The organism is Lysinibacillus sp. fls2-241-R2A-57 (assembly GCF_030209535.1).
Classification (GTDB): Bacteria; Bacillota; Bacilli; order Bacillales_A; family Planococcaceae; genus Lysinibacillus.
In genome coordinates, this window is sequence record NZ_JARVRU010000022.1 from 1 (window position 1) to 19504 (window position 19504).

Genomic DNA, 19504 nt, shown 5'->3' on the forward strand with positions numbered 1-19504 from the left:
TCCTCTTAAAAAAATATCAAATAGATGTTTTTAAATCTAAAGTTGACAGCTATGGAAGGGTAAATCCCCGCGGAAGACGATAGAATCCCCGCCCGAAAGACAAATACCCGCGAAGCCCGCTAGAATATCCGCGCACGTAAGTGAAATACCCACAATTCACAAAAACCCACTCAACACTCATAGAATACTTGCAAAACAAAAAGCATAGTATTCAACAAATTATTTTGAAGCTGAATCTTGTATGTTTGAAAAATAAAAGTCATACAGTAAAAGAGACGGAGGAGGGAAGGTTTGCGCAAAATAATGGCTGGTGTCGGCGTACTTGCTAGTAGTTTATTGCTAGGTAGCGGATTTTATTTTGATTGGTTTAATTTAGGGGATAAAGAGAAGCCAGTCGTCACAGAGGTCGAATCAATCAATGAAGCGTTGACTTTAATTGAGAAAAAATCTGTATACAGTACGAAAAAAGATGCATTGGTGGAGGGGGCACTTCGGGGTATGGCAGATGCTATTAAGGACCCTTACAGTACCTATTATTCGAAAGATGAGGCAGAACAACACCGACAAATGTTAGCTGAAGAAAGAGTGGGCATTGGGATTGAGTTGACAGAAAATAATGGGAAATTTATTGTTGTGTCTCCTGTCCGTTCGTCTCCGGCAGAAAAAGCAGGAATGCGTTCTCTTGATGAAATTGTACAAGTTGATGGTGTTCGAGTAGATGGTAAACCGATGAGTGAATTAATGCATTTAATTCAAGGAGAAAAGGGGACAAAGGTGACGATTGTTGTCTATCGTCCAAGTGAAGATAAGCATATTAAAATGACAATGGAACGAGCAGCAATTTCCAATAAAACCGTATCAAGCGAAGTTGTGAATGTAGAAAATACGCCTATAGGCTATGTAGAAATCTCACTTTTTGGTGAGAAAACGGCGAATGAATGGGTTGCTGAAACGAGTAAGTTACTCCGAAAGGATATCAAAGGGTTAGTAATCGATGTGCGAGATAATCCAGGTGGTTATTTACATAGCGTCGCAGCGCTGCTGAGCACTGTATTCGAGAATGGCAAAGTGTTTGCGTATATGCAAAATGCTGAAGGTGCTATGGAACCATTAAAAACAGAATCAAAAAGCTTTGATGAAAAATATTTGCAGATAATGAATAATATACCGATTGTTGTTTTGCAAAATCAAGGCAGTGCATCGGCTAGTGAAGTACTTAGTGGTGCTTTAAAAGGTTGGGGACGTGCCTCTATTGTTGGTGTCAAGAGCTTTGGGAAGGGAACGGTGCAGGAATCTTGGTCACTATCAAATGGCGGAGAGCTTAAACTGTCCACAAATAAATGGCTGACACCAAAACGCGAATGGATTCATGGTCAAGGTATTGAGGCTAATTTAGTTATTGAACAAAATGAATTAGTTGCTTTTCAAATGCATCCATTATCAGGGAAGTTTAAAATGGGCGATATGAGTGAAGAAATTGCTTATACGCAAAATGCTTTAAAAAAGCTAGGTTATAAAATTGCCCGTTTAGATGGTTATTTTGATGACACGACGGAGGAGGCTGTTAAGCTTTATCGCGAAGATAAGAAATTGAAACAAGTAGAAGATAAGATTTATATGGATACTACTTTCTTTAACAGCTTAAATGAAACATTGAAAAAATATAAAGAGGATCGTCAAAATGATTTACAGTTCCAAATGGCAACAAGCTTTTTAATGCATAATATTGAACAATAAATAAGTTAAAGCCTCTGGTGGATGTCACGGATTCGGACAGGAGTTCTATACGCAAGCACAAAGTCGAATCCTGACACTATTATATAGAGGCATAATTGAAATTTTATTCGCAACAACATCATTTAAAATCTACGACATCCGCTGAATGAAGATAAAAAAATAAGAATACTAGATTGTACTACGCAAGAGTGTAGTCGTTTGATACAATAAATTCATAGTATTCAAGACAGAAATGGCGGGTGTTCGTATGGTTAGTGATATATTAATAGAAATTGTAACATCGATTGGCCGCTTTTTACTCAACCCATTAATGTATATTGCCATTTTATTTGCGATTTTGTTAGGTTATAGTCGTGTAAAACAGGAGCGTAAATTTTTTAATAGACGTATTGTTTGGGGTTGGACAGAGCTAATTGGGCAATGGAAATATGGTTGGTTATATGCCCTCCTCATTTCACTAGTAAGTGTTGGTTTAGGTTTAACAGTGCCTAAAGCTTTTTTAATGATTTTAATCGCTATTTCTGCGTTGGCACTTTTATTGTTCTTCATTAATGCACTTTCACCTATTTATACGATGGGGCTTGCTACGCTAGCAATATGGTTGATGTATCAATACAATTGGACATTTTCTTGGTGGGAAATCTCTTTAGAAGGTGTAAATTTATTTGATGGTCCTATTGTAACGATTACGATTTTAGCGGGTTTATGTGTGATGGCTGAGGGCATGTTAATTCGTCAAACAGCAATGAAGGTAACAACACCGCGAGTTGAAAAAACGAAGCGAGGTATGCAGGCAATTGTCTATCGTTCAAGAAATGTATGGGTACTGCCAATCTTCTTTGTAATACCAGGAGATATTATTCCAGCAGATTTGCCATATTGGCCACAATTTACAATAGGAGAGAGTACCTTTGCACTTGTACTATTCCCAATCGTTATAGGTTTTTCAAAGCTTACTAGAAAAGAATTGCCGGCTTTGAAATTGCCTCAAATTGGCCGATCAGTGCTTATATTAGGACAGCTTATTTTAATAGGTGGACTGGCCGGATTTATAGAACCTTTCATCGGTTTGATAACGCTGGTAATAGGTGCAGTGATTCGTATTATTATTTCAATCTTCTATGCGATGCAAGATAAAACGGATATTTATGCAGTTGCACCGAGCTCAAAGGGTGCTATTATAGCGGCTGTGCTTCCTGATTCCCCAGCTGAAAAAATGGGCTTACTTGCAGGGGAATGTATTCGTAAAGTAAATGGCCGTTCCATTTTTACTGAAAATGAATTATATGAAGCTTTGCAATTAAATGCAGCACATTGTCGTCTAGAGGTATTAGACTGTAACAATGAAATACGGTTAACACAGCATGTTATATATAGCAATGATCATTATCGTATAGGATTATTACTAGCTGAGCCGAGGGATTTCTAATGGATGATTTCGGGAAAATGATGTTAGCGTTATTTTTGCCAGCATTGCTCGTGTTATTGTTTTCAAGAATTACGTTTAATCGTTATGTTGCACTAATATTGGCAATTGCTCTTATTGCGGCATCTGTCTACGCAGGTTACACTACCACGCCTACTTTATATGTGATTGATGCATTTTCGTTAACAGTAGGCTTTTGGTTAGCAAGTAAAATGAAGAAAAATAAAGATACCGTTTAAAATATTATAAAAGGTCAGTCCAAAGTGATAGCTTTCTCACTTTTAGGACTGACCTTTTTACATGAAAAATCGTACAACTGCCATAATAATAACCCCAGCTACAACTGTAATAGATAAACTTTTCGTGACAAGTGCAATAATTAGTGTTGGCACAAATGTAATAAATACGGGCCAATCGAGTGTAACGATATTTCCACTTTCTGTATCTAGTAAGTTTTCAATAACAAGAGCACTTAAAATGCAGACAGGGATAAAGCTTAACCATTTCATTACAACGTCTGGTAGTTTCACACTTCGTACGAATATAAAAGGGATAATTCTTGGTAACCAAGTTACAAGTGCACAGCCAATGATAAGCCAGACCATAGAAGCGGTTGTCGTCATTTATCTGTCACCACCCCTATTGTTGCTACAATAACTGTTGCAAGTAGAACAGCTACATGCGAAGGTACGATATAAGAAAGACCATACATAATAACGATCATATAGCCGATTAACATAAGATAATGCATTATTTTACTTTTACCTACACTGCTAAGTTGAAGTACAAGAAGTGCCACAAACATAGCGATCAATGCGAAATCTAAGCCCCATTTTTCAGGGTTTGCCACCCATTGCCCCAAATATGCGCCAGCTACACAAGAAAGAATCCAAAATGAGTAAGCAGTGATATTTAGCCCATCCATCCATTTGCCATATAGCTTACCAGTTTGCATTTGTTTTGTAACAGCTACACCGAATGTTTCGTCCGTTAATAATGTGCCGAAACCAACATTTCTGAGCATGGAATAGTGTGTGAAATGAGGGGCTAATGTTAAACTCATTAATAAATGGCGTAGATTTACGACGAAAATGGTTACAATAATAGCGGAAGCAGGACTATTTGTTAAAAGAAGTGCACAAAAGATAAATTGTGCGGAGCCTGCATAGACGAGTATAGTTAAAAGTGCAATTTCGAGCACCGATAATCCAGAAGCGGAACCTACAACACCAAAAGCAAGTCCTATACTAATATAACCGAGTAAAGTGGGGACACAATCTTTAACGCCTTGTAAAAAGCTATCGTCTGGCGTATTTGCTGTTTCATTCCGGAATTCTGTTGTACTTGCCATAAATAGGTCATCCTTTCTTGAAAATTTCGATGTATACTAATGATGGAATAGTTTGATATTTCTTAATGTTTATTAAAGTATACATATGTCTGATAAAATAAACAATAGAAATTGGTGAATGAAAATGGAACAAATGAGTCGAAATTTAGCATTTCAATTAAAGAAGATTCGGCAGCAACGTCATTTAAGTTTAGACGATGTAGCCAAAGCTACAGGAGTAAGTAAGGCGCAACTTGCACAAATTGAAAAGGGAGAGGCGAACCCTACAGTATCGACAATTTGGAAAATCGCTGCGGGTATGCGTACTTCATTTTCTAGCTTATTACAGCCGCCTACAGCACATTTCATGAAATATAGTAGTAAGAATGCGCCACATGTAGATGAAGATGATGGAAGGTATCGTGTGTATTCTATTATTCCTTATAATCCAGAACGTGGCTGGGAACTTTATAAAGTCGAAATGGAGCCCGGTGCCTCTAGCAAGAGTGAAGCCCACACAGAAGGGGTAGAAGAAACTGTGACCGTTATCCAAGGACAAGCCACCATTTCTGCTGGGGATATGCATGAATTACTAGAAGAAGGGGATACACTAGTATTCTCAGGACATCAGCCACATGAGTATAAAAATACTTCGGAAACGTTAACGATTTTACATTTAATTTTGCAGTATAAATAGAGGTGTCAATTTTGAGTGAATGGTTTACTGTAGAAAACATTGAGCATATTCGGGAACAATATCAAGCACTTGGCCCAATCATTGGTTTTTTATTACCTTTTATAGAGGCATTTTTGCCGTTTTTACCTTTGGTCGTGTTCGTTGTCGTCAATGCGAGTGCATATGGTTTATGGTTTGGTTTTTTATTATCTTGGCTAGGTTCTGTAGCTGGTTCATATGCAGTATTTTTGCTTGTCCGACATTTTGGCAAGCATCCAAAGCTTCGTTTTGTAACAGGCAGTAAAAAAGTAGAGAAGCTAATAAAATGGGTAGATATGAATGGCATTAGTCCACTATTCGTGTTACTATGTTTTCCTTTTACACCCTCAGTCATTGTAAACGTTGTAGCAGGCTTATCTCATATGCACAAAAAGTTTTATTTGATTGTGTTATTGGCAGGGAAGTTCGTCATGATTTTAGGAATGAGCGTGCTTGGTTATGATATAAAATCACTACTAACAAGCCCTATAAAACTGATTACTGCGGCAGTTGCGATTGTCGTGCTTTGGTGGGTTGGTAAGCTTTTAGAGAAGCGATTAAACGCGCGTGTGGAGCAAGATCTAAAACAAGCGCGAAAATTGACAAAAAATAGAGACAAACATGCAAGTTGAATAAGCACATTTAGCCCCTTGTATCATGTAGAATGAGAACAGGGGCTTTTTTCTTTGACTACTGGTAGGTAATGCTCAGGTAATATGGAGTAGTTCTCAGGTAGAACAGCAAAGTGATCAGGTCAATTCAAAAACCGCTCGGGTAGAACAGCAAAGTGATCAGGTCAATGCAAAAACTGCTCGGGTAGAACAGCAAAGTGATCAGGTCAATGCAAAAACCGCTCGGGTAGAACAACAAAGTGATCAGGTCAATGCGATAACCGTTCAGGTAGAGTCGTAAAGTGCTCGGTATATCAACAAATGTTCAGGTTGGGTAGCAAAGCGTTGGGGATATAGGACTAGCATTTTTTATTAAATAGAATTTAACAGGAGGGGAAAAGTAAATGACATTGCGTATTGTATCAGGACGTTCAGGAACAGGTAAATCAACGTTTATTCATCATGAGATTGTCGAGCAACTAAAATCAGATCCGTTGGGTCATCCAATTTTTGTGATTGTTCCTGACCAAATGTCTTACTCAACGGAGTATGAGCTAACGAATAAACATGGCTTGCAAGGCTTAATCCGTGCGCAGGTCATGACATTTAAACGATTGGCATGGCTAGTGTTACAGGAAACGGGTGGGATTGCTCGGAAAGAAGTAAATGGCTATGGTTATCGAATGCTTATCCGCAAGCTTTTAGAGGAACAAAAAAGTGAATTTTCGTTATTTCGACAAGCAGCTGGGAAACGAGGCTTTACGGAGGAAATTGAAACGCTATTACGAGAGTTTAGTCGTTATAGCTTAAATAGTTCAGTGTTAGCTGAAGTGACAACCTCGTTGAAGGCTGTTGATGCGCCTAATACATTGCAAGCTAAAACGAATGATTTACAAGTCGTTTTACAAGCTTTGGAGGCACGACTTGGTACGACATATGTCGACAGTGAGGGGTATTATCCGATTTTAACGGAGCAACTGAAACACTCTGAGACGATGAAGCAGGCGACAATTTATATAGATGGTTTTACAGCATTTACTGTAAGAGAATTAGAGCTTGTAAAAGAGTTGTTAAAGGTGACGAAACAGGTAACGGTTGTTCTTCCCTTTGACCATATCGACGAAGTTTATGATGAGCAGTCTTTATTCCATGAGGCTGCATCTACGAACCAACGTTTACACGATATTGCAAATGAAGAGGGCATTGAAGTTGATGCACCATTGCACTTCTACAATACGCATCGTTTTCAATCCGAGGATTTACACCATATAGAAGCGCGATTTGCAGATATGGTGCCTCAAACGAAAGAAGCTTCAGGTGATGTCATCGTACTGGAGGCATCCAATCGTCGTGCAGAGATACATGCCATTGCCCGGGAAATAACAAAGCTGGCAAGAGAGAACGGTTATCGTTATCAGGATATAGTACTTCTTTATAGACAAGCAGAAGTCTATGATCCACTGATTACAACAATTTTCCAACAATATGAAATTCCTATTTTTACAAACTCGAAAAAGACGATGCTACATCACCCTTTAATTGAACTTAGTCGATCTGCTTTAGAGGTTATCACTTCTAACTGGAAATATGAACCGGTTTTTCGTAGTGTCAAAACGGATTTATTTTTCCCGTTACATGCTGAGCTAAATGTTTGGCGAGAGCGTGCGGATCGTTTAGAAAACTACTGTTTAGCACAGGGTGTCTATGGTGAGCGTTGGTTTGAAGAAGCTAGGTGGTTTTTCAAAAAGTATCGTGGTCTTGAATTCCATTCACGCGTGCAAACGGATGAAGAACGTGCTATGCAGGCAGAAATCGAGGCCGTTCGCGATGAAATTCGTTTGCCGCTAAAATTGTTACAGGACAAGCTAGAAATAGCGACAACAGGCAGAGATGTAGCGACAGCTTTATTTGAGTTGATTGAAAGATTACAAGTTTATGAAAAGCTTCAAGCGATAAAAGAACGTGAGCTTGATCGAGGTGATGCATTAGCTGCGAGTGAGCATGATCAGGCATGGAAAGAATGGATTGCCGTGCTCGATCAGTTTGTACACATGTTTGGTGAACAGGAGATGTCTGTAGAAGAAGCGGCGAAAATTTTAGATGAGGGCTTTGATACATTAGAATTTTCTCGTATTCCACCTACATTAGATGAGGTCATGGTAGCGACGGTTGATTTAGCTCGTTTATCGAATATAAAAGTCGCTTTCGTCTTAGGGATGAATGACGGAGTTTATCCAACTCGTATGGATTATGAGGGTTTGCTGTCAGATACAGAACGTGAATGGTTTAGTCAAATTGGTTATGAGCTTGCGCCGACATCTAAAAATCGTTTATTGCAGGAAAATTTCTTACTATACCGTGCTTTAACGACGCCATCTGATAAATTATATATGTCCTATCCAACGGCAGATGAAGAGGGCAAGGCGCTATTGTCTTCACTCTATATTAAGAAAATTATCGGCAATGATAAAACGGCTGGGCTTTTGAGTGGGATTAAGGTTGAGCGAGTTGTGATTGATCCAATTGAATTACTTGAAGAAAGTGCTTTATCGTATATACGTCATCCACGTACAGCCTTAGCACATTTAATGGTACAAAAACGCCAAGCTGAGCACAGCCGTGAGCTTGCGCCAGAGTGGCTTGCGTTACAAAAATTTTATAAGCAGGACCCTTATTGGGCACTTATTTTTGAACGAGTGCTACATCCAATTACTCATAAAAATGAGGCAGAGCCATTAGAAAATTACATTACACAGGAATTATATGGTCAAAAGCTAACATCTAGTGTGTCTCGTATTGAGAAATATTTCCGTTGTCCATTTTCGCATTTTACAACGTATGGTCTTCGTCTAGAAGAGCGGGAAGAGTACAGACTAGAAACATTTGCAATGGGCGATTTATTCCATGAGACATTGAAATGGATTACGGAAGAGACACACCGTCTACAGCTATCGTGGATACGTTTAACGAAGCAGCAAATTAAACAATTAGCAAGACAAGCCGTTGAGCAAATTGTTCCGGTATTTTCGCATCAAATCTTACTGTCAAGCGCACGTTATCGCTATATTCAGCGCAAGCTTATTCGTATTGTCGAGCGAACAATGACGGCACTGACACAGCATTCGAATGTTTCTCACTTTAAGCCGATTGCTATTGAAGCATCGTTTGGACCAGGGCAACATGAACAGCTACCGCCGCTAGAAATTGATTTAACAGGTGGTAAGAAAATGTTTATGCGTGGTCGTATTGATAGGGTGGATAGTGCGTCTATTGATGATCGCTCATATTTACGGATCGTCGATTATAAATCATCAGCTCGTGATTTAGATTTGAATGAGGTCTACTACGGGTTGTCCTTACAGGTGCTAACGTACTTAGATGTGGCGATGGAAAATTCCTCTTACTGGTTGTCAGGTGAAGCGGAGCCAGCCGGGGTTCTTTATGTACATGTCCACAATCCAATGCTAAAGCTTGATAAGGACTTAAGCGACAGCGAAATTGAGGAAGACCGTTTAAAACAATACAAAATGAAAGGTCTTTTATCAGAAAATGCGGAGTCCATTTTATCGATGGACGAGCAGTTAGAGGAATCGAGTGGGCATTCGAAAATCATTCCTGTCTATATGAAAAAAGATGGGACACCGTCAGAATCTCAGTCACGTATTGTACCTGTTAATGATATGAAAAACCTACAGCATTTTGTACGGCGCAAGCATCAAGAGGCTGGTAATGGAATTTTAGCAGGGGATACCTCAATAAGTCCTTATAAACTAAAAACAAAAACAGCATGTGACTACTGTCAATTTACAGCTGTTTGTCAATTTGACCCATCTGACGGTAAGCAAAGCTATCGTCAGTTACAGCAAGCGAAGCCGAATGATATCGTTGAGAAAATTCGGGAGGAGATGAAGTAAATTGGTACAAAAAATACCTGAAAAGCCGGCGGAAGTCACATGGACAGACGACCAGTGGAAGGCGATTTATGCAAGTGGTCAGGATACGCTTGTATCGGCAGCGGCGGGCTCTGGTAAAACGGCAGTACTAATTAATCGCATGATTGAGAAGGTAGTTGCAACAGAGAATCCTATTAATGTGGATGAGTTACTTGTTGTAACCTTTACAAATGCATCTGCTGCTGAAATGCGTCATCGTATGGCAGAGGCACTTGAAAAGGCTATTGCAGAAAATCCAACCTCCAATCATTTACGACGCCAATTAAGTCTTGTTAATAAAGCACAAATTTCAACACTGCATTCCTTCTGTTTAGCCATTGTCAAACAGTACGCCTATATGCTAGATATTGACCCAGGCTTTCGTATAGCAAATGAGGCAGAGGTTGCTTTGTTAAGGGACGATATATTAGCAGATGTACTAGAAAATGCTTACGATTCCGAAGATGATACACAGGTTCAAGCAATCTATCGTTTAGTTGATAGCTTTACATCGGATCGTGATGATCAGGCTATAGAAACATTAATAAGCAAGCTTTATGATACGTCCCGTGTTCATGCAGAGCCTAAAAAATGGCTTTGTAGTCTACCAGAGACATATGACTTAGCTGCAGACGTGACAATTGATGATTTAGAGTTGTCGAAATATGTGAAATTAACGGTCAAGCATAGTCTTGATGAGGCATTCGTTTTAATTTCTGAAATGCGTGCCATTACGTTACAGCCTGAGGGACCTGCACCATATGCTGAAACTGCAGAATTGGATTTTGCCATGATTCAGGAAGGAATTCGTATTAGTCGTGAAGGAACGTGGCAGGAACTCTTTGATTATTTTGCTACTGTGAAATGGTCAACTTTAAAGCGTGTATCAAAGGATGCTTTAGTGGATGTGGATCTACAGGAGCTTGCTAAGAAAAAGCGAGAGGCAGCTAAAAAAATTGTCAACAAACTTAAAGAGACCTTTTTTGTTCGGACTCCTGCACGCTTGCTTGAAGAAATTCGATTAATGGGTCCGACGATAGGAACATTGGTCGAATTGACGAATATTTTTAGCGAACAGTTCCGCATGGCGAAATTAGAACGAGGAATTATTGATTTCTCGGATTTAGAACATTTCGCCTTGCAAATTTTAACTGTAGAAGTCGAAGATGAATTACAGCCTTCACCTGTTGCTCTAGATTTGAAGCAACATTTTAAAGAAGTGCTTGTGGACGAATACCAAGATAGTGCGACACGTTGCTAATTGAAAAGATTAGCCACTAACGAATGTTAGGAGAACTAAGAATCAGAAGAGTCGAATGAAGAGGTAACGCTCAGAAAGGCTCGCCTAATACTCCGAATAGCGTAGTTTTGTGCAATGAAGGCTAGGTTATAAGCTCGGTGAAGTCAGCTGAATATCACCCTAATTGAAAGAAGGAAAGCGGGATAGAGGTATCTTGTGTGATAGATAGGCTGGGGCTCTAAAAGAGATCTATGGTTAGAATTTAGGTTAAACAACAATCTAATGACGAAATTCCGAATGTACGGCTCTAGAGGTATAGCCATTCGAAAGGGTGGTCCGCCACGCGCGGGTTAGTGGGGTGGAGTAAGAATTGTCTTTATGAAACACCTTATGATGTTATAGGCATCATCCAGCTAACAGGGCTAGAGGAATGACCTAAGGATTCTGTATGAACAGATATGGTTCTTGGAACGTGGGAAGCTGACTACGTGGAGAGATTGCACTCGATGAAACGGTACGAGGGAAAACGAATCTATCGTATAACCTTGTTTTAAGTTAGTGAAAGTGATGGCACAGTACCTAGGAAGCCGCGATAATAAGCGGTGGAGGGATAGCCATTAGTTAGTTAATTGAACACTTTATGTCATGATTTTCAGGTTCGAGTATTGCCAATTATCTTCAGAAGTTAACATTAACAGCGACTGAAATCAGTAATGTAAATAAGCTAAGAGCAAAAATCGGAAATGAAATAATGAGATATAGAGCAATTAACTGATGGAACGCCGTATGAGGGGAAACTCTCACGTACGGTGTGAATGGGGGGAAAAGCTGGAGATCACTTCAAAGGCTTACCTATCCATATCGAATATGCTGCAAGAAACTATATTACAGCTTGTGAAAACAGGTGATGAGCAGGACGGAAATCTTTTCATGGTCGGGGACGTAAAACAAAGCGTGTACCGGTTTCGTTTAGCAGAACCAAAGCTTTTTATGCGAAAATATAGTGAGTTTTTAGAGACCCCAGATTTATCGGGAATGCGTATCGATTTAAACGCTAATTTCCGTAGTCGGAAAGAAGTGTTGAACGCTACAAACTATGTATTTGCACAAATTATGGGAGAGCGTGTTGGAGAAATCCTTTATGATGAAAATGCTTCATTAAAGCCGGCGGCACCGTATGATGACAAAGAAGTCCCGGTGGAGCTAGTCGTTATGCATCCTTCTGAAGAAGAAGCGCTAGATGAAGAGGCAGAAGATGTTGCTAGTGTAGCCTCTGATCTAGAGGAATTAAAAAAATCACAGTATGAGGCACGTTTTATCATTGAACGTATTCGGCAGATGATGGAGGATGGAACAACTGTATTTGATACAAAAACGAAGACAGAACGTCCTTTAAAATATAGCGATATTGTAATTTTAATGCGTTCAATGACGTGGTCAACAGATTTAGTGGAAGAATTTAAGCTTGCGGGCATCCCTCTCTATGCGGAGTCCTCGAAAGGCTATTTCGATGCGCTTGAGGTCAAGATTATGCTAAATGTGCTAAAGGTTGTGGATAATCCATATCAGGATATCCCTTTAGCCTCTGTGCTACGTGCTCCATTTGTTGGCTTAACAGAAAATGAGCTAGCAAAAATACGGCTAGCAGAATCAAAAGCGCCGTTTTATGATGCATTAAGGCAATTTATTCGAAGTGATGGGCATGGTGTACAGTCTGACACTTTTGCGAAGCTTCAACGCTTTATGCTAGCTTTTGAAAACTGGCGGGATTTAGCAAGACGTGGTTCATTGTCAGATTTAATTTGGAAGATTTACTTAGACACGCATTATTACGAGATGGTTGGAGCTATGCCAAATGGTAAGCAGCGTCAGGCCAACTTACGCGTTTTGCATGATCGTGCTTTAATGTATGAGAAAACAGCCTTTCGTGGACTATTTCGTTTTTTGCGTTTTATTGATCGCATGCGTACGCGTGGAGATGATTTAGGAACAGCTAAATCGATTGGAGAAAAAGATGACGTCGTGCGTCTTGTAACGATTCACTCTTCAAAAGGATTAGAGTACCCTGTTGTCTTTGTGGCAGGGATGGGACGACCATTCAATAAAATGGATTTCCACAATCCATATTTATTCGATCAAGATTTTGGCCTTGCAGTGAAGGCGATTGATCCAGAAAACCGTATTACGTATACATCCCTACCATTCTTAGCTTTGAAGGAAAAAAAGGAGCTTGAAATGCGTGCTGAGGAAATGCGTGTATTATACGTAGCGATGACACGTGCAAAGGAGCGACTTATTTTAGTAGGGTCTGTGAAAAATTGGCGTAAAACGCTCGACAATTGGCGGGATGCACAAAGTTTACCAGCGGATGCCCCGCTTCAGGAGTATTTACGCGCTAGAGCTAATAGCTACTTTGATTGGCTTGGACCTGCAGTTGCAAGACATACAGATTTTGCAGCAATATCTAGTTCCTCTTATAAAGCACCTGAAGATGTATCACATTGGTGGGTACGTGCCATTGAAACGAGCCACTATATGTATGACATACAGGCGTTAGAGGATGAGGTGCAGCAATTGCTAGAAACACCAGAGGACGAAGCATTGCTGTCGGAAATTACGACGCGCTTTCAAGCACAGTATCCGTTTCAACAATCAACACAAAAACGCTCAAAAACATCAGTTAGTGAAATTAAGCGATTAGAAAATCTACAGCGGCAGGAGGAGCCTGAATATTATTTTTCAGCACCTTCTAAGCAAAAAACGACAACCATTGCGCCACGGCCAACCTTTTTACAGGACAAACAGCTAACGGGAGCAGAAATAGGAACAGCTGTCCACACAGTTATGCAGCACGTACCTCAAAATGGCTTTACGAGCGTACAGGAGGTTAAGGAGTTTGTCGCCGATTTAGTGGCAAGGCAGCTATTGACGGAGGCTGAGGGAAAGGTTGTTCCATGGAAAAAAATATATAATTTCTTTACAACAGACATTGGACAGCGCTTTAAAAAAGCAAAAACCATCCGTAGAGAAATGCCATTTACGATTAGTAGGGTCGATGAAGACGGCGATGCTCAAATTGTACAAGGGATTATTGATTGTTTATTTGAGGATGAATATGGTGAATGGATTTTGCTAGATTATAAGACTGATCGCATCCAATCACATTTTGCTGAGGAGCCAGCACTCTCGAAGGAACTATTAGGACGATATGGTGTGCAGCTCAGAGTTTATAGTGAGGCGATTGAATCTATTCTTCAAATTAAAGTGAGTGATAAAGTTCTATATTTATTCGATATTGAACGGACTTTACATGCATAAGTAAACGCAATGTGTAACGGGGCTATCTTTATTAATATTAGTAAGTATTGCAAGACCTTGCAGCTTACTACGCCCTGTTTTCACTAAAGCGTTATCTTTATGTAGCGAAAGCGAAGCGATAGTTGCTATTACGCCAAGGTGAAGTTGATTATATAGAGGAGGTTAGTTTGTGGAGTTAAAACCGACAATGTTGCAGGAACGTATTGCAACATTAGATATTTTACGTGGTATTAGCTTACTAGGTATTTTACTCGTTAATATGTTTGCCTTTTATTTGCCAATGCCATATATTGATTTGGCATCATGGTTTACAAGACCGTCAGATATAGTGTGGCAGCAAAATTTAGATATTTATGTACAAAGTAGCTTTTATCCACTGTTTGCTATGTTATTTGGCTATGGACTCGCTATGCAATGGCAGAAAGCGCAAAGTCGTGAACAAAATTTTTATACGATAGGATTGCGAAGACTTTCTATATTATTTGTATTTGGTTTTTTACATGCTGTGCTTATATGGTGGGGCGACATTTTGATGACGTATGCATTTTGTGGCATTTTTTTATTGCTATTACTACGTCTACATCCTATTTGGTTATTGTCAATTGGTATTATGATTAACAGTGTTTGGCAAGCTTTTATGTTATTTATTGTAGGACTTGTTAATTTTAATACACCGGTTGATGAGTATTTAGATATTACTTCAGTAGAGCAAGCGATAACTGCTTATGGAACGGGGAGTTGGCTAGATGCTTTTATGCAACGGTTAACCGATTTATCTGTTCAAGCGGGGATAGGCATGTGGTTTGCGGCATTATTTACAGTTTTGCCATATATGTTAATTGGTGCTGCAGCTTCTAAATGGCGTTTAGTGGAACGAGCGAAGGAGTTCAAATGGCTATGGCTATCGTTAGCAATAGCTGGATTGGAAATTGGTATTTTTATCAAGAGTTTACCTATCATGTTTACTCGTACGTATTTCTTAGATTACTTGAAAGTATACATAGGTGGTCCAATTTTATCAGTTGGTTATATTGGGGTTATTGTATTACTTTGCTTACTGCCAGTTGTACCAAAGTTACTCAGTCCTTTTGCAAAAATGGGGCGCATGTCGTTAACGATGTACATACTTCAATCGATCATTGGAACATGTTTATTTTATCAATTTGGATTTGGCTGGTATGGAAAAGTGAGCGTTGCAACAGGTGTGTTAATTGCAGTCAGTATTATTGTTGTACAAATGATTGTGGCGGAAATTTGGCTAGCGAAATGGAAACAGGGCCCGTTAGAGGCGTTGTGGAGAAAATTAACATATAAGACGAACACGAAAGCAGGTTAATGTTTTTTCGGTATAAGGTATTCGACTCTCGTACGGAAAGCGAGTAATTTGCGGCGGAAATCAGTCTTCATCTTCAATGTGATGGAAACATATAGTTAATAAACACGTCTTGTATTGTAAGGACAATTTATCGCGATTTGGCTCATTGGACGCTACCAGGAAAGCGCTCAGTCGGAACGAAAATCAACCACTTTTTATGGCGATTAGTCCGCGATTTAAAAGGAATAAAAATTATTGTCACAAAAGTAAGGCAATTTCTATAATATTGTTGTATTATGTAGAAAAAAGAAGGAGCTCTGAAAATCATGAAAATTTTATCGTTTAAATTAGGTGGACATGTAAGCTTTGGACCAAAAGTAAAAAAAGAAGAAGCGGTATGGGATGTACTCGCTATTCAAAATGAACTTCAAGTTCTCCCTTCTTTTTCAAGTTCAATTGTAGATGGCATTGCATTAGGCTTTGATTTTGTTGAACAGATTCGTAAATTAGTAGAAGCCGCTGAAAAATCAGATCGTGCTGAAAGCTTCAAACGTGAATTTACAGTTATCGAGTGGTTATCACCAATTCCACGTACACCAAAAAATATTATGTGTATTGGGAAAAACTATGATGAGCATGCAAAAGAAATGGGTGCAGAAGCAGCCCCAGCAGATTTAATGGTATTTACAAAATCCCCGACTGCTATTGCTGCTGATGGACAAACTATTTCTATCCATGCAGATCTTTCATCCAAAATGGATTATGAAGGCGAATTAGCCATTGTCATTGGTAAACGTGGTAAAAATATTCCGAAAAACCTAGCATTCGATTATGTATTTGGCTACACAATTGCCAATGATATAACAGCTCGTGATTTACAAGAAAAACATAAGCAATTCTTCTTAGGCAAAAGCTTAGAAGGAACTTGTCCACTTGGGCCATACCTTGTGACAAAGGATGAAATTCCTAATCCACAAGATTTAACAGTGGTCACAAAAGTGAATGATGAAGTACGTCAAAACGGCTCCACAAAAGATATGATGTTCTCTGTGGAATCATTAGTATCGATTTTATCTCAGCACGTAACATTAGAGCCAGGTGATGTTATTTTAACTGGTACTCCAGCAGGTGTTGGAAAAGGCATGAATCCTCCACAATTTTTAAAAGCGGGAGATACTGTGAAAGTATCCATTCAAGGCATCGGTACATTAGTGAATCATTTTGAATAATTTCTTCAAATCCGCGTGAGTCAACACGAGGGCACTGAAAAGTAGAAATACATTTTCTTAAATTATTAATCTGACTTTTGTTGGATTTATAAACTCAAAAAGTCGATTTGTATCACAATTTTTGTGGCAAATCGACTTTTTTCAATGCCATTAGTCAATACTCTGCGGATTTTTAAGTTTATTCTGTGAACACTATTGTAATGTTTGAAACCCTTTCCAACACATGGTAGGATAGAGTTTGATAGAAAAAGAATATGAGGTGGGACAATAATGAGTTTTTTAACTAGCCAAACGCATTTGCATATTACTACTTGGGTAGTTGCTATCGTAATCTTTTTGATTGCAGGATTAATGAGCAAGAATTCAAAAGGCTTACATATGGCATTACGTTTATTCTACGTTTTAATAATCATCACTGGTGGAGCACTCTTTATTACTGGCATGGATTATGGTGAAGGTATGCTATACGGCTTTAAATTCATAGGCGGTATTTTAGTCATTGGTATGATGGAAATGGTATTAGTACGTAAAGAGAAAAATAAACCAACAGGCATGTTTTGGATTTTATTTGCAGTATTCTTACTGATTACAATGTTCCTAGGTTTCAAACTGCCAATGGGGCAAACTTTCTTTGCATAATTGCTCGTAAAGGTCGTGAAGATTTCGCTTCACGGCTTTTATTTTTTGTAAGGTGGAGAATGCTCGGGTATGTCAGAGAAGTGATCGGGTAAGTCGAAGAACCGCTCGGGTAGGGTGGAAAGTGATCGGGTAAGTCGAAGAACCGCTCAGGTAGGGTGGAAAAGTGATCGGGTAAGTCGAAGAACCGCTCAGGTAGGATGGAAAACTGATCGGGTAGAGTGAAAAAACGCTCGGGTAGGCGTGAAAACTGCTCAGGTAAGGTGGAAATTCGCTCGGGTAGACCGAAAAAACGCTCAGCTAGCCGGAAAATCTACTCATGCAAAGCACACGACTGCTCAGGCACTCAGTTCAACTGCTCCACTGCTCCACTTCACCAATGAATAGTATCTAGGAGAAGTTGACACCTTTTTGTCGTAATTCATTTTGCATTTTCAGAAAATATTTTGAAATGATAGCGATGTGACTGTTTTATTTGGTAAAATGACGAAGGATTGGTTTGAAAGAGAGGGAATAAAAGTGAAATTCAAGAAGTGGATAAGTGCGACAGCTGCATCGCTTTTACTAGCAACTTCTTTAGTGAGTGCTGTACCAGTTGCACATGCTGATGAAGTGTCAACAAGAACTATTGCAGAAGAAAGCATCTATGATTTACTCGTTGACCGTTTCTTTAATGCTTCGGGCACTAACGATTTTGATACAAATACGCAAGACCCTACGAAATTTGCAGGAGGCGATTTTGAAGGTCTAAAAGATAAACTGAAATTTATCGGAGAGATGGGCTTTACAATCGTTTCCATTGGACCGGTTTTTGCCACTGAGAAATATGATGGTTCGATGCCAACGAGCTACTCTACAATCGAGCGTCATTTTGGGACAAGTAAGGAGTTTAAAAGTGTTGTTAAGGCATATAAAGAAAAAAATATGTCGATCATGGTGGATTTTCCACTTAACAATGTAAGTCCGAATCATGAGTGGGCAAAGGATCCAGCGAAAAAGGACTGGATTGCATCAACAAAAAATGGACAAGTACAGTGGGACTTGAAAAACAAAGATGTACAAGATGCGCTTATTAAATCAGCAACAGACTTTGTCTCTACATATGATATTGGTGGGGTTCGTTTAACAAATATTGCGGATGCCGATACAGAGTTTATTAATGCAATGATTGCTGCATTAAAGGATACGAAAAAGTCACTCTATGTCATTTCTAATGAAGAAAGTAATGCCGATTTTGATGCAAGTTTCTCACCAGCAACAGCTGATATTTACCGTAATATATTTAAAAATGTTGATATGGATTCTTCTAAGTTGATGGAGCCTTTTACAGGTGAGAAACCAACTCAGATTATGATTGATTCGCTAGAAACGCATCGTTTTACATTTGATTCTGCAACTGAAAATATGTTCCCGCCAACACGTATAAAAATGGCGATGGGTGCATTATTTATGATGCCAGGAATTCCAGTTGTACAATATGGTACAGAAATTGCGATGAACGGTGAAACAAAGCCGGATACGCATCAAAGCTTTAACTTTAAAACAGATGAAGAATTAATCGACTATATTAAAAATGTCCAATCTTTACGTAATCAATCTGCTACATTACGCAAAGGTGATTTTGAAGTTCTCAAAAATGAAGACGGCCTACTTGTATTTACACGTACATCCGATGAAGAGAAATGGGTCATCATGGTTAACAATACTAGTAAAACACAACGCTTTGATTTAACACCAGCTCAGGTTGGTGAAGGAAAAATGCTAAATGGTATTTTAAATGAAGAAAAAGTTCGTATTAATGAAAAAGACGTTTATCCAGTTATTTTAAATCGCGAAATGGTAGAGGTTTATCAAGTTAAGAAAGATGATGGTTTCAATATTCCGTATATGGTCGCTCTAGGATTAGTATGGGTAATATTCATAGGATTTGTAGTTGTTATTATGAAACGAGGTAAAGTACGACGTCAGGAGCAAGATGCTCAATAATAATATGAAAACCCCCTCTGCACTTTTAT

Annotated in this window: 12 protein-coding genes and 2 pseudogenes; 12 read left to right on the forward strand and 2 right to left on the reverse strand. The window is 39.1% G+C overall.

The features are described from left to right. Positions 1 to 291: 291 nt before the first annotated feature. The 3 genes from QRN68_RS04390 to QRN68_RS04400 all read left to right on the forward strand — a co-directional run bounded on the left by QRN68_RS04390 (position 292) and on the right by QRN68_RS04400 (position 3402). Positions 292 to 1737 carry a S41 family peptidase gene (locus QRN68_RS04390; RefSeq protein ID WP_285395478.1) on the forward strand — a complete coding sequence of 482 codons (1446 nt, stop codon included), beginning with the start codon at positions 292 to 294 and terminating at the stop codon, positions 1735 to 1737. 247 nt (positions 1738 to 1984) lie between these two features. Continuing rightward, positions 1985 to 3166 (forward strand): PDZ domain-containing protein, encoded by a 1182-nt coding sequence (locus QRN68_RS04395; RefSeq protein WP_285395479.1) that lies wholly within the window; start codon positions 1985 to 1987, stop codon positions 3164 to 3166. Next, positions 3166 to 3402 carry a DUF2198 family protein gene (locus tag QRN68_RS04400; RefSeq protein WP_285395480.1) on the forward strand — a complete coding sequence of 79 codons (237 nt, stop codon included), beginning with the start codon at positions 3166 to 3168 and terminating at the stop codon, positions 3400 to 3402. The genes QRN68_RS04395 and QRN68_RS04400 overlap by 1 nt, the downstream gene beginning before the upstream one ends. A gap of 57 nt (positions 3403 to 3459) precedes the next feature. On the opposite strand, the gene QRN68_RS04405 is transcribed toward QRN68_RS04400, so the two are convergent. Together QRN68_RS04405 and QRN68_RS04410 are read right to left on the reverse strand one after the other, a co-directional pair. Next, positions 3460 to 3786 carry an AzlD domain-containing protein gene (locus tag QRN68_RS04405; RefSeq protein WP_285395481.1) on the reverse strand — a complete coding sequence of 109 codons (327 nt, stop codon included), beginning with the start codon at positions 3784 to 3786 and terminating at the stop codon, positions 3460 to 3462. Next, a complete protein-coding gene (locus QRN68_RS04410) occupies positions 3783 to 4514 on the reverse strand; it encodes an AzlC family ABC transporter permease (RefSeq protein ID WP_285395482.1) in 732 nt (243 codons plus the stop codon). Before QRN68_RS04410 ends, QRN68_RS04405 begins: the two co-directional genes overlap by 4 nt. A gap of 124 nt (positions 4515 to 4638) precedes the next feature. Between QRN68_RS04410 and QRN68_RS04415 the strand changes: the two genes are divergently transcribed. The 9 genes and pseudogenes from QRN68_RS04415 to QRN68_RS04455 all read left to right on the forward strand — a co-directional run bounded on the left by QRN68_RS04415 (position 4639) and on the right by QRN68_RS04455 (position 19475). Next, positions 4639 to 5190 (forward strand): helix-turn-helix domain-containing protein, encoded by a 552-nt coding sequence (locus QRN68_RS04415; RefSeq protein WP_285395483.1) that lies wholly within the window; start codon positions 4639 to 4641, stop codon positions 5188 to 5190. Positions 5191 to 5201: 11 nt separating this feature from the next. Next, positions 5202 to 5840, forward strand: coding sequence for a TVP38/TMEM64 family protein (locus QRN68_RS04420; RefSeq protein ID WP_285395484.1), 639 nt, complete (start codon positions 5202 to 5204; stop codon positions 5838 to 5840). Between the two features lie 383 nt (positions 5841 to 6223). Continuing rightward, on the forward strand, positions 6224 to 9733 hold the full coding sequence (gene addB, locus QRN68_RS04425) for a helicase-exonuclease AddAB subunit AddB (RefSeq protein WP_285395485.1): 3510 nt from the start codon (positions 6224 to 6226) through the stop codon (positions 9731 to 9733). Between the two features lies 1 nt (position 9734). Further along, a pseudogene (locus QRN68_RS04430) lies at positions 9735 to 10997 on the forward strand (UvrD-helicase domain-containing protein); the annotation flags it as partial. An 855-nt stretch (positions 10998 to 11852) separates the two neighbouring features. Further along, a pseudogene (gene addA, locus QRN68_RS04435) lies at positions 11853 to 14309 on the forward strand (helicase-exonuclease AddAB subunit AddA); the annotation flags it as partial. A 169-nt stretch (positions 14310 to 14478) separates the two neighbouring features. Beyond that, positions 14479 to 15645 carry a DUF418 domain-containing protein gene (locus QRN68_RS04440; RefSeq protein ID WP_285395488.1) on the forward strand — a complete coding sequence of 389 codons (1167 nt, stop codon included), beginning with the start codon at positions 14479 to 14481 and terminating at the stop codon, positions 15643 to 15645. Between the two features lie 305 nt (positions 15646 to 15950). Next, positions 15951 to 16853, forward strand: a complete 903-nt coding sequence (locus QRN68_RS04445; RefSeq protein WP_285395489.1) for a fumarylacetoacetate hydrolase family protein — start codon at positions 15951 to 15953, stop codon at positions 16851 to 16853. Positions 16854 to 17123: 270 nt separating this feature from the next. Next, positions 17124 to 17492, forward strand: coding sequence for a YisL family protein (locus QRN68_RS04450; RefSeq protein ID WP_285395490.1), 369 nt, complete (start codon positions 17124 to 17126; stop codon positions 17490 to 17492). 480 nt (positions 17493 to 17972) lie between these two features. Further along, the gene (locus tag QRN68_RS04455) at positions 17973 to 19475 is read left to right on the forward strand and encodes an alpha-amylase family glycosyl hydrolase (RefSeq protein WP_285395491.1); all 1503 of its coding nucleotides are present in this window, start codon (positions 17973 to 17975) and stop codon (positions 19473 to 19475) included. Positions 19476 to 19504: the final 29 nt, after the last annotated feature.

Bases quoted from the DNA above. Each gene is read 5' to 3' on its own strand.
- QRN68_RS04395 (WP_285395479.1), top strand. From the start codon at position 1,985: ATGGTTAGTGATATATTAATAGAAATTGTAACATCGATTGGCCGCTTT.
- QRN68_RS04400 (WP_285395480.1), top strand. From the start codon at position 3,166: ATGGATGATTTCGGGAAAATGATGTTAGCGTTATTTTTGCCAGCATTG.
- QRN68_RS04405 (WP_285395481.1), bottom strand. From the start codon at position 3,786: ATGACGACAACCGCTTCTATGGTCTGGCTTATCATTGGCTGTGCACTT.
- QRN68_RS04410 (WP_285395482.1), bottom strand. From the start codon at position 4,514: ATGGCAAGTACAACAGAATTCCGGAATGAAACAGCAAATACGCCAGAC.
- QRN68_RS04415 (WP_285395483.1), top strand. From the start codon at position 4,639: ATGGAACAAATGAGTCGAAATTTAGCATTTCAATTAAAGAAGATTCGG.
- addB (WP_285395485.1), top strand. From the start codon at position 6,224: ATGACATTGCGTATTGTATCAGGACGTTCAGGAACAGGTAAATCAACG.
- QRN68_RS04445 (WP_285395489.1), top strand. From the start codon at position 15,951: ATGAAAATTTTATCGTTTAAATTAGGTGGACATGTAAGCTTTGGACCA.
- QRN68_RS04450 (WP_285395490.1), top strand. From the start codon at position 17,124: ATGAGTTTTTTAACTAGCCAAACGCATTTGCATATTACTACTTGGGTA.
- QRN68_RS04455 (WP_285395491.1), top strand. From the start codon at position 17,973: ATGACGAAGGATTGGTTTGAAAGAGAGGGAATAAAAGTGAAATTCAAG.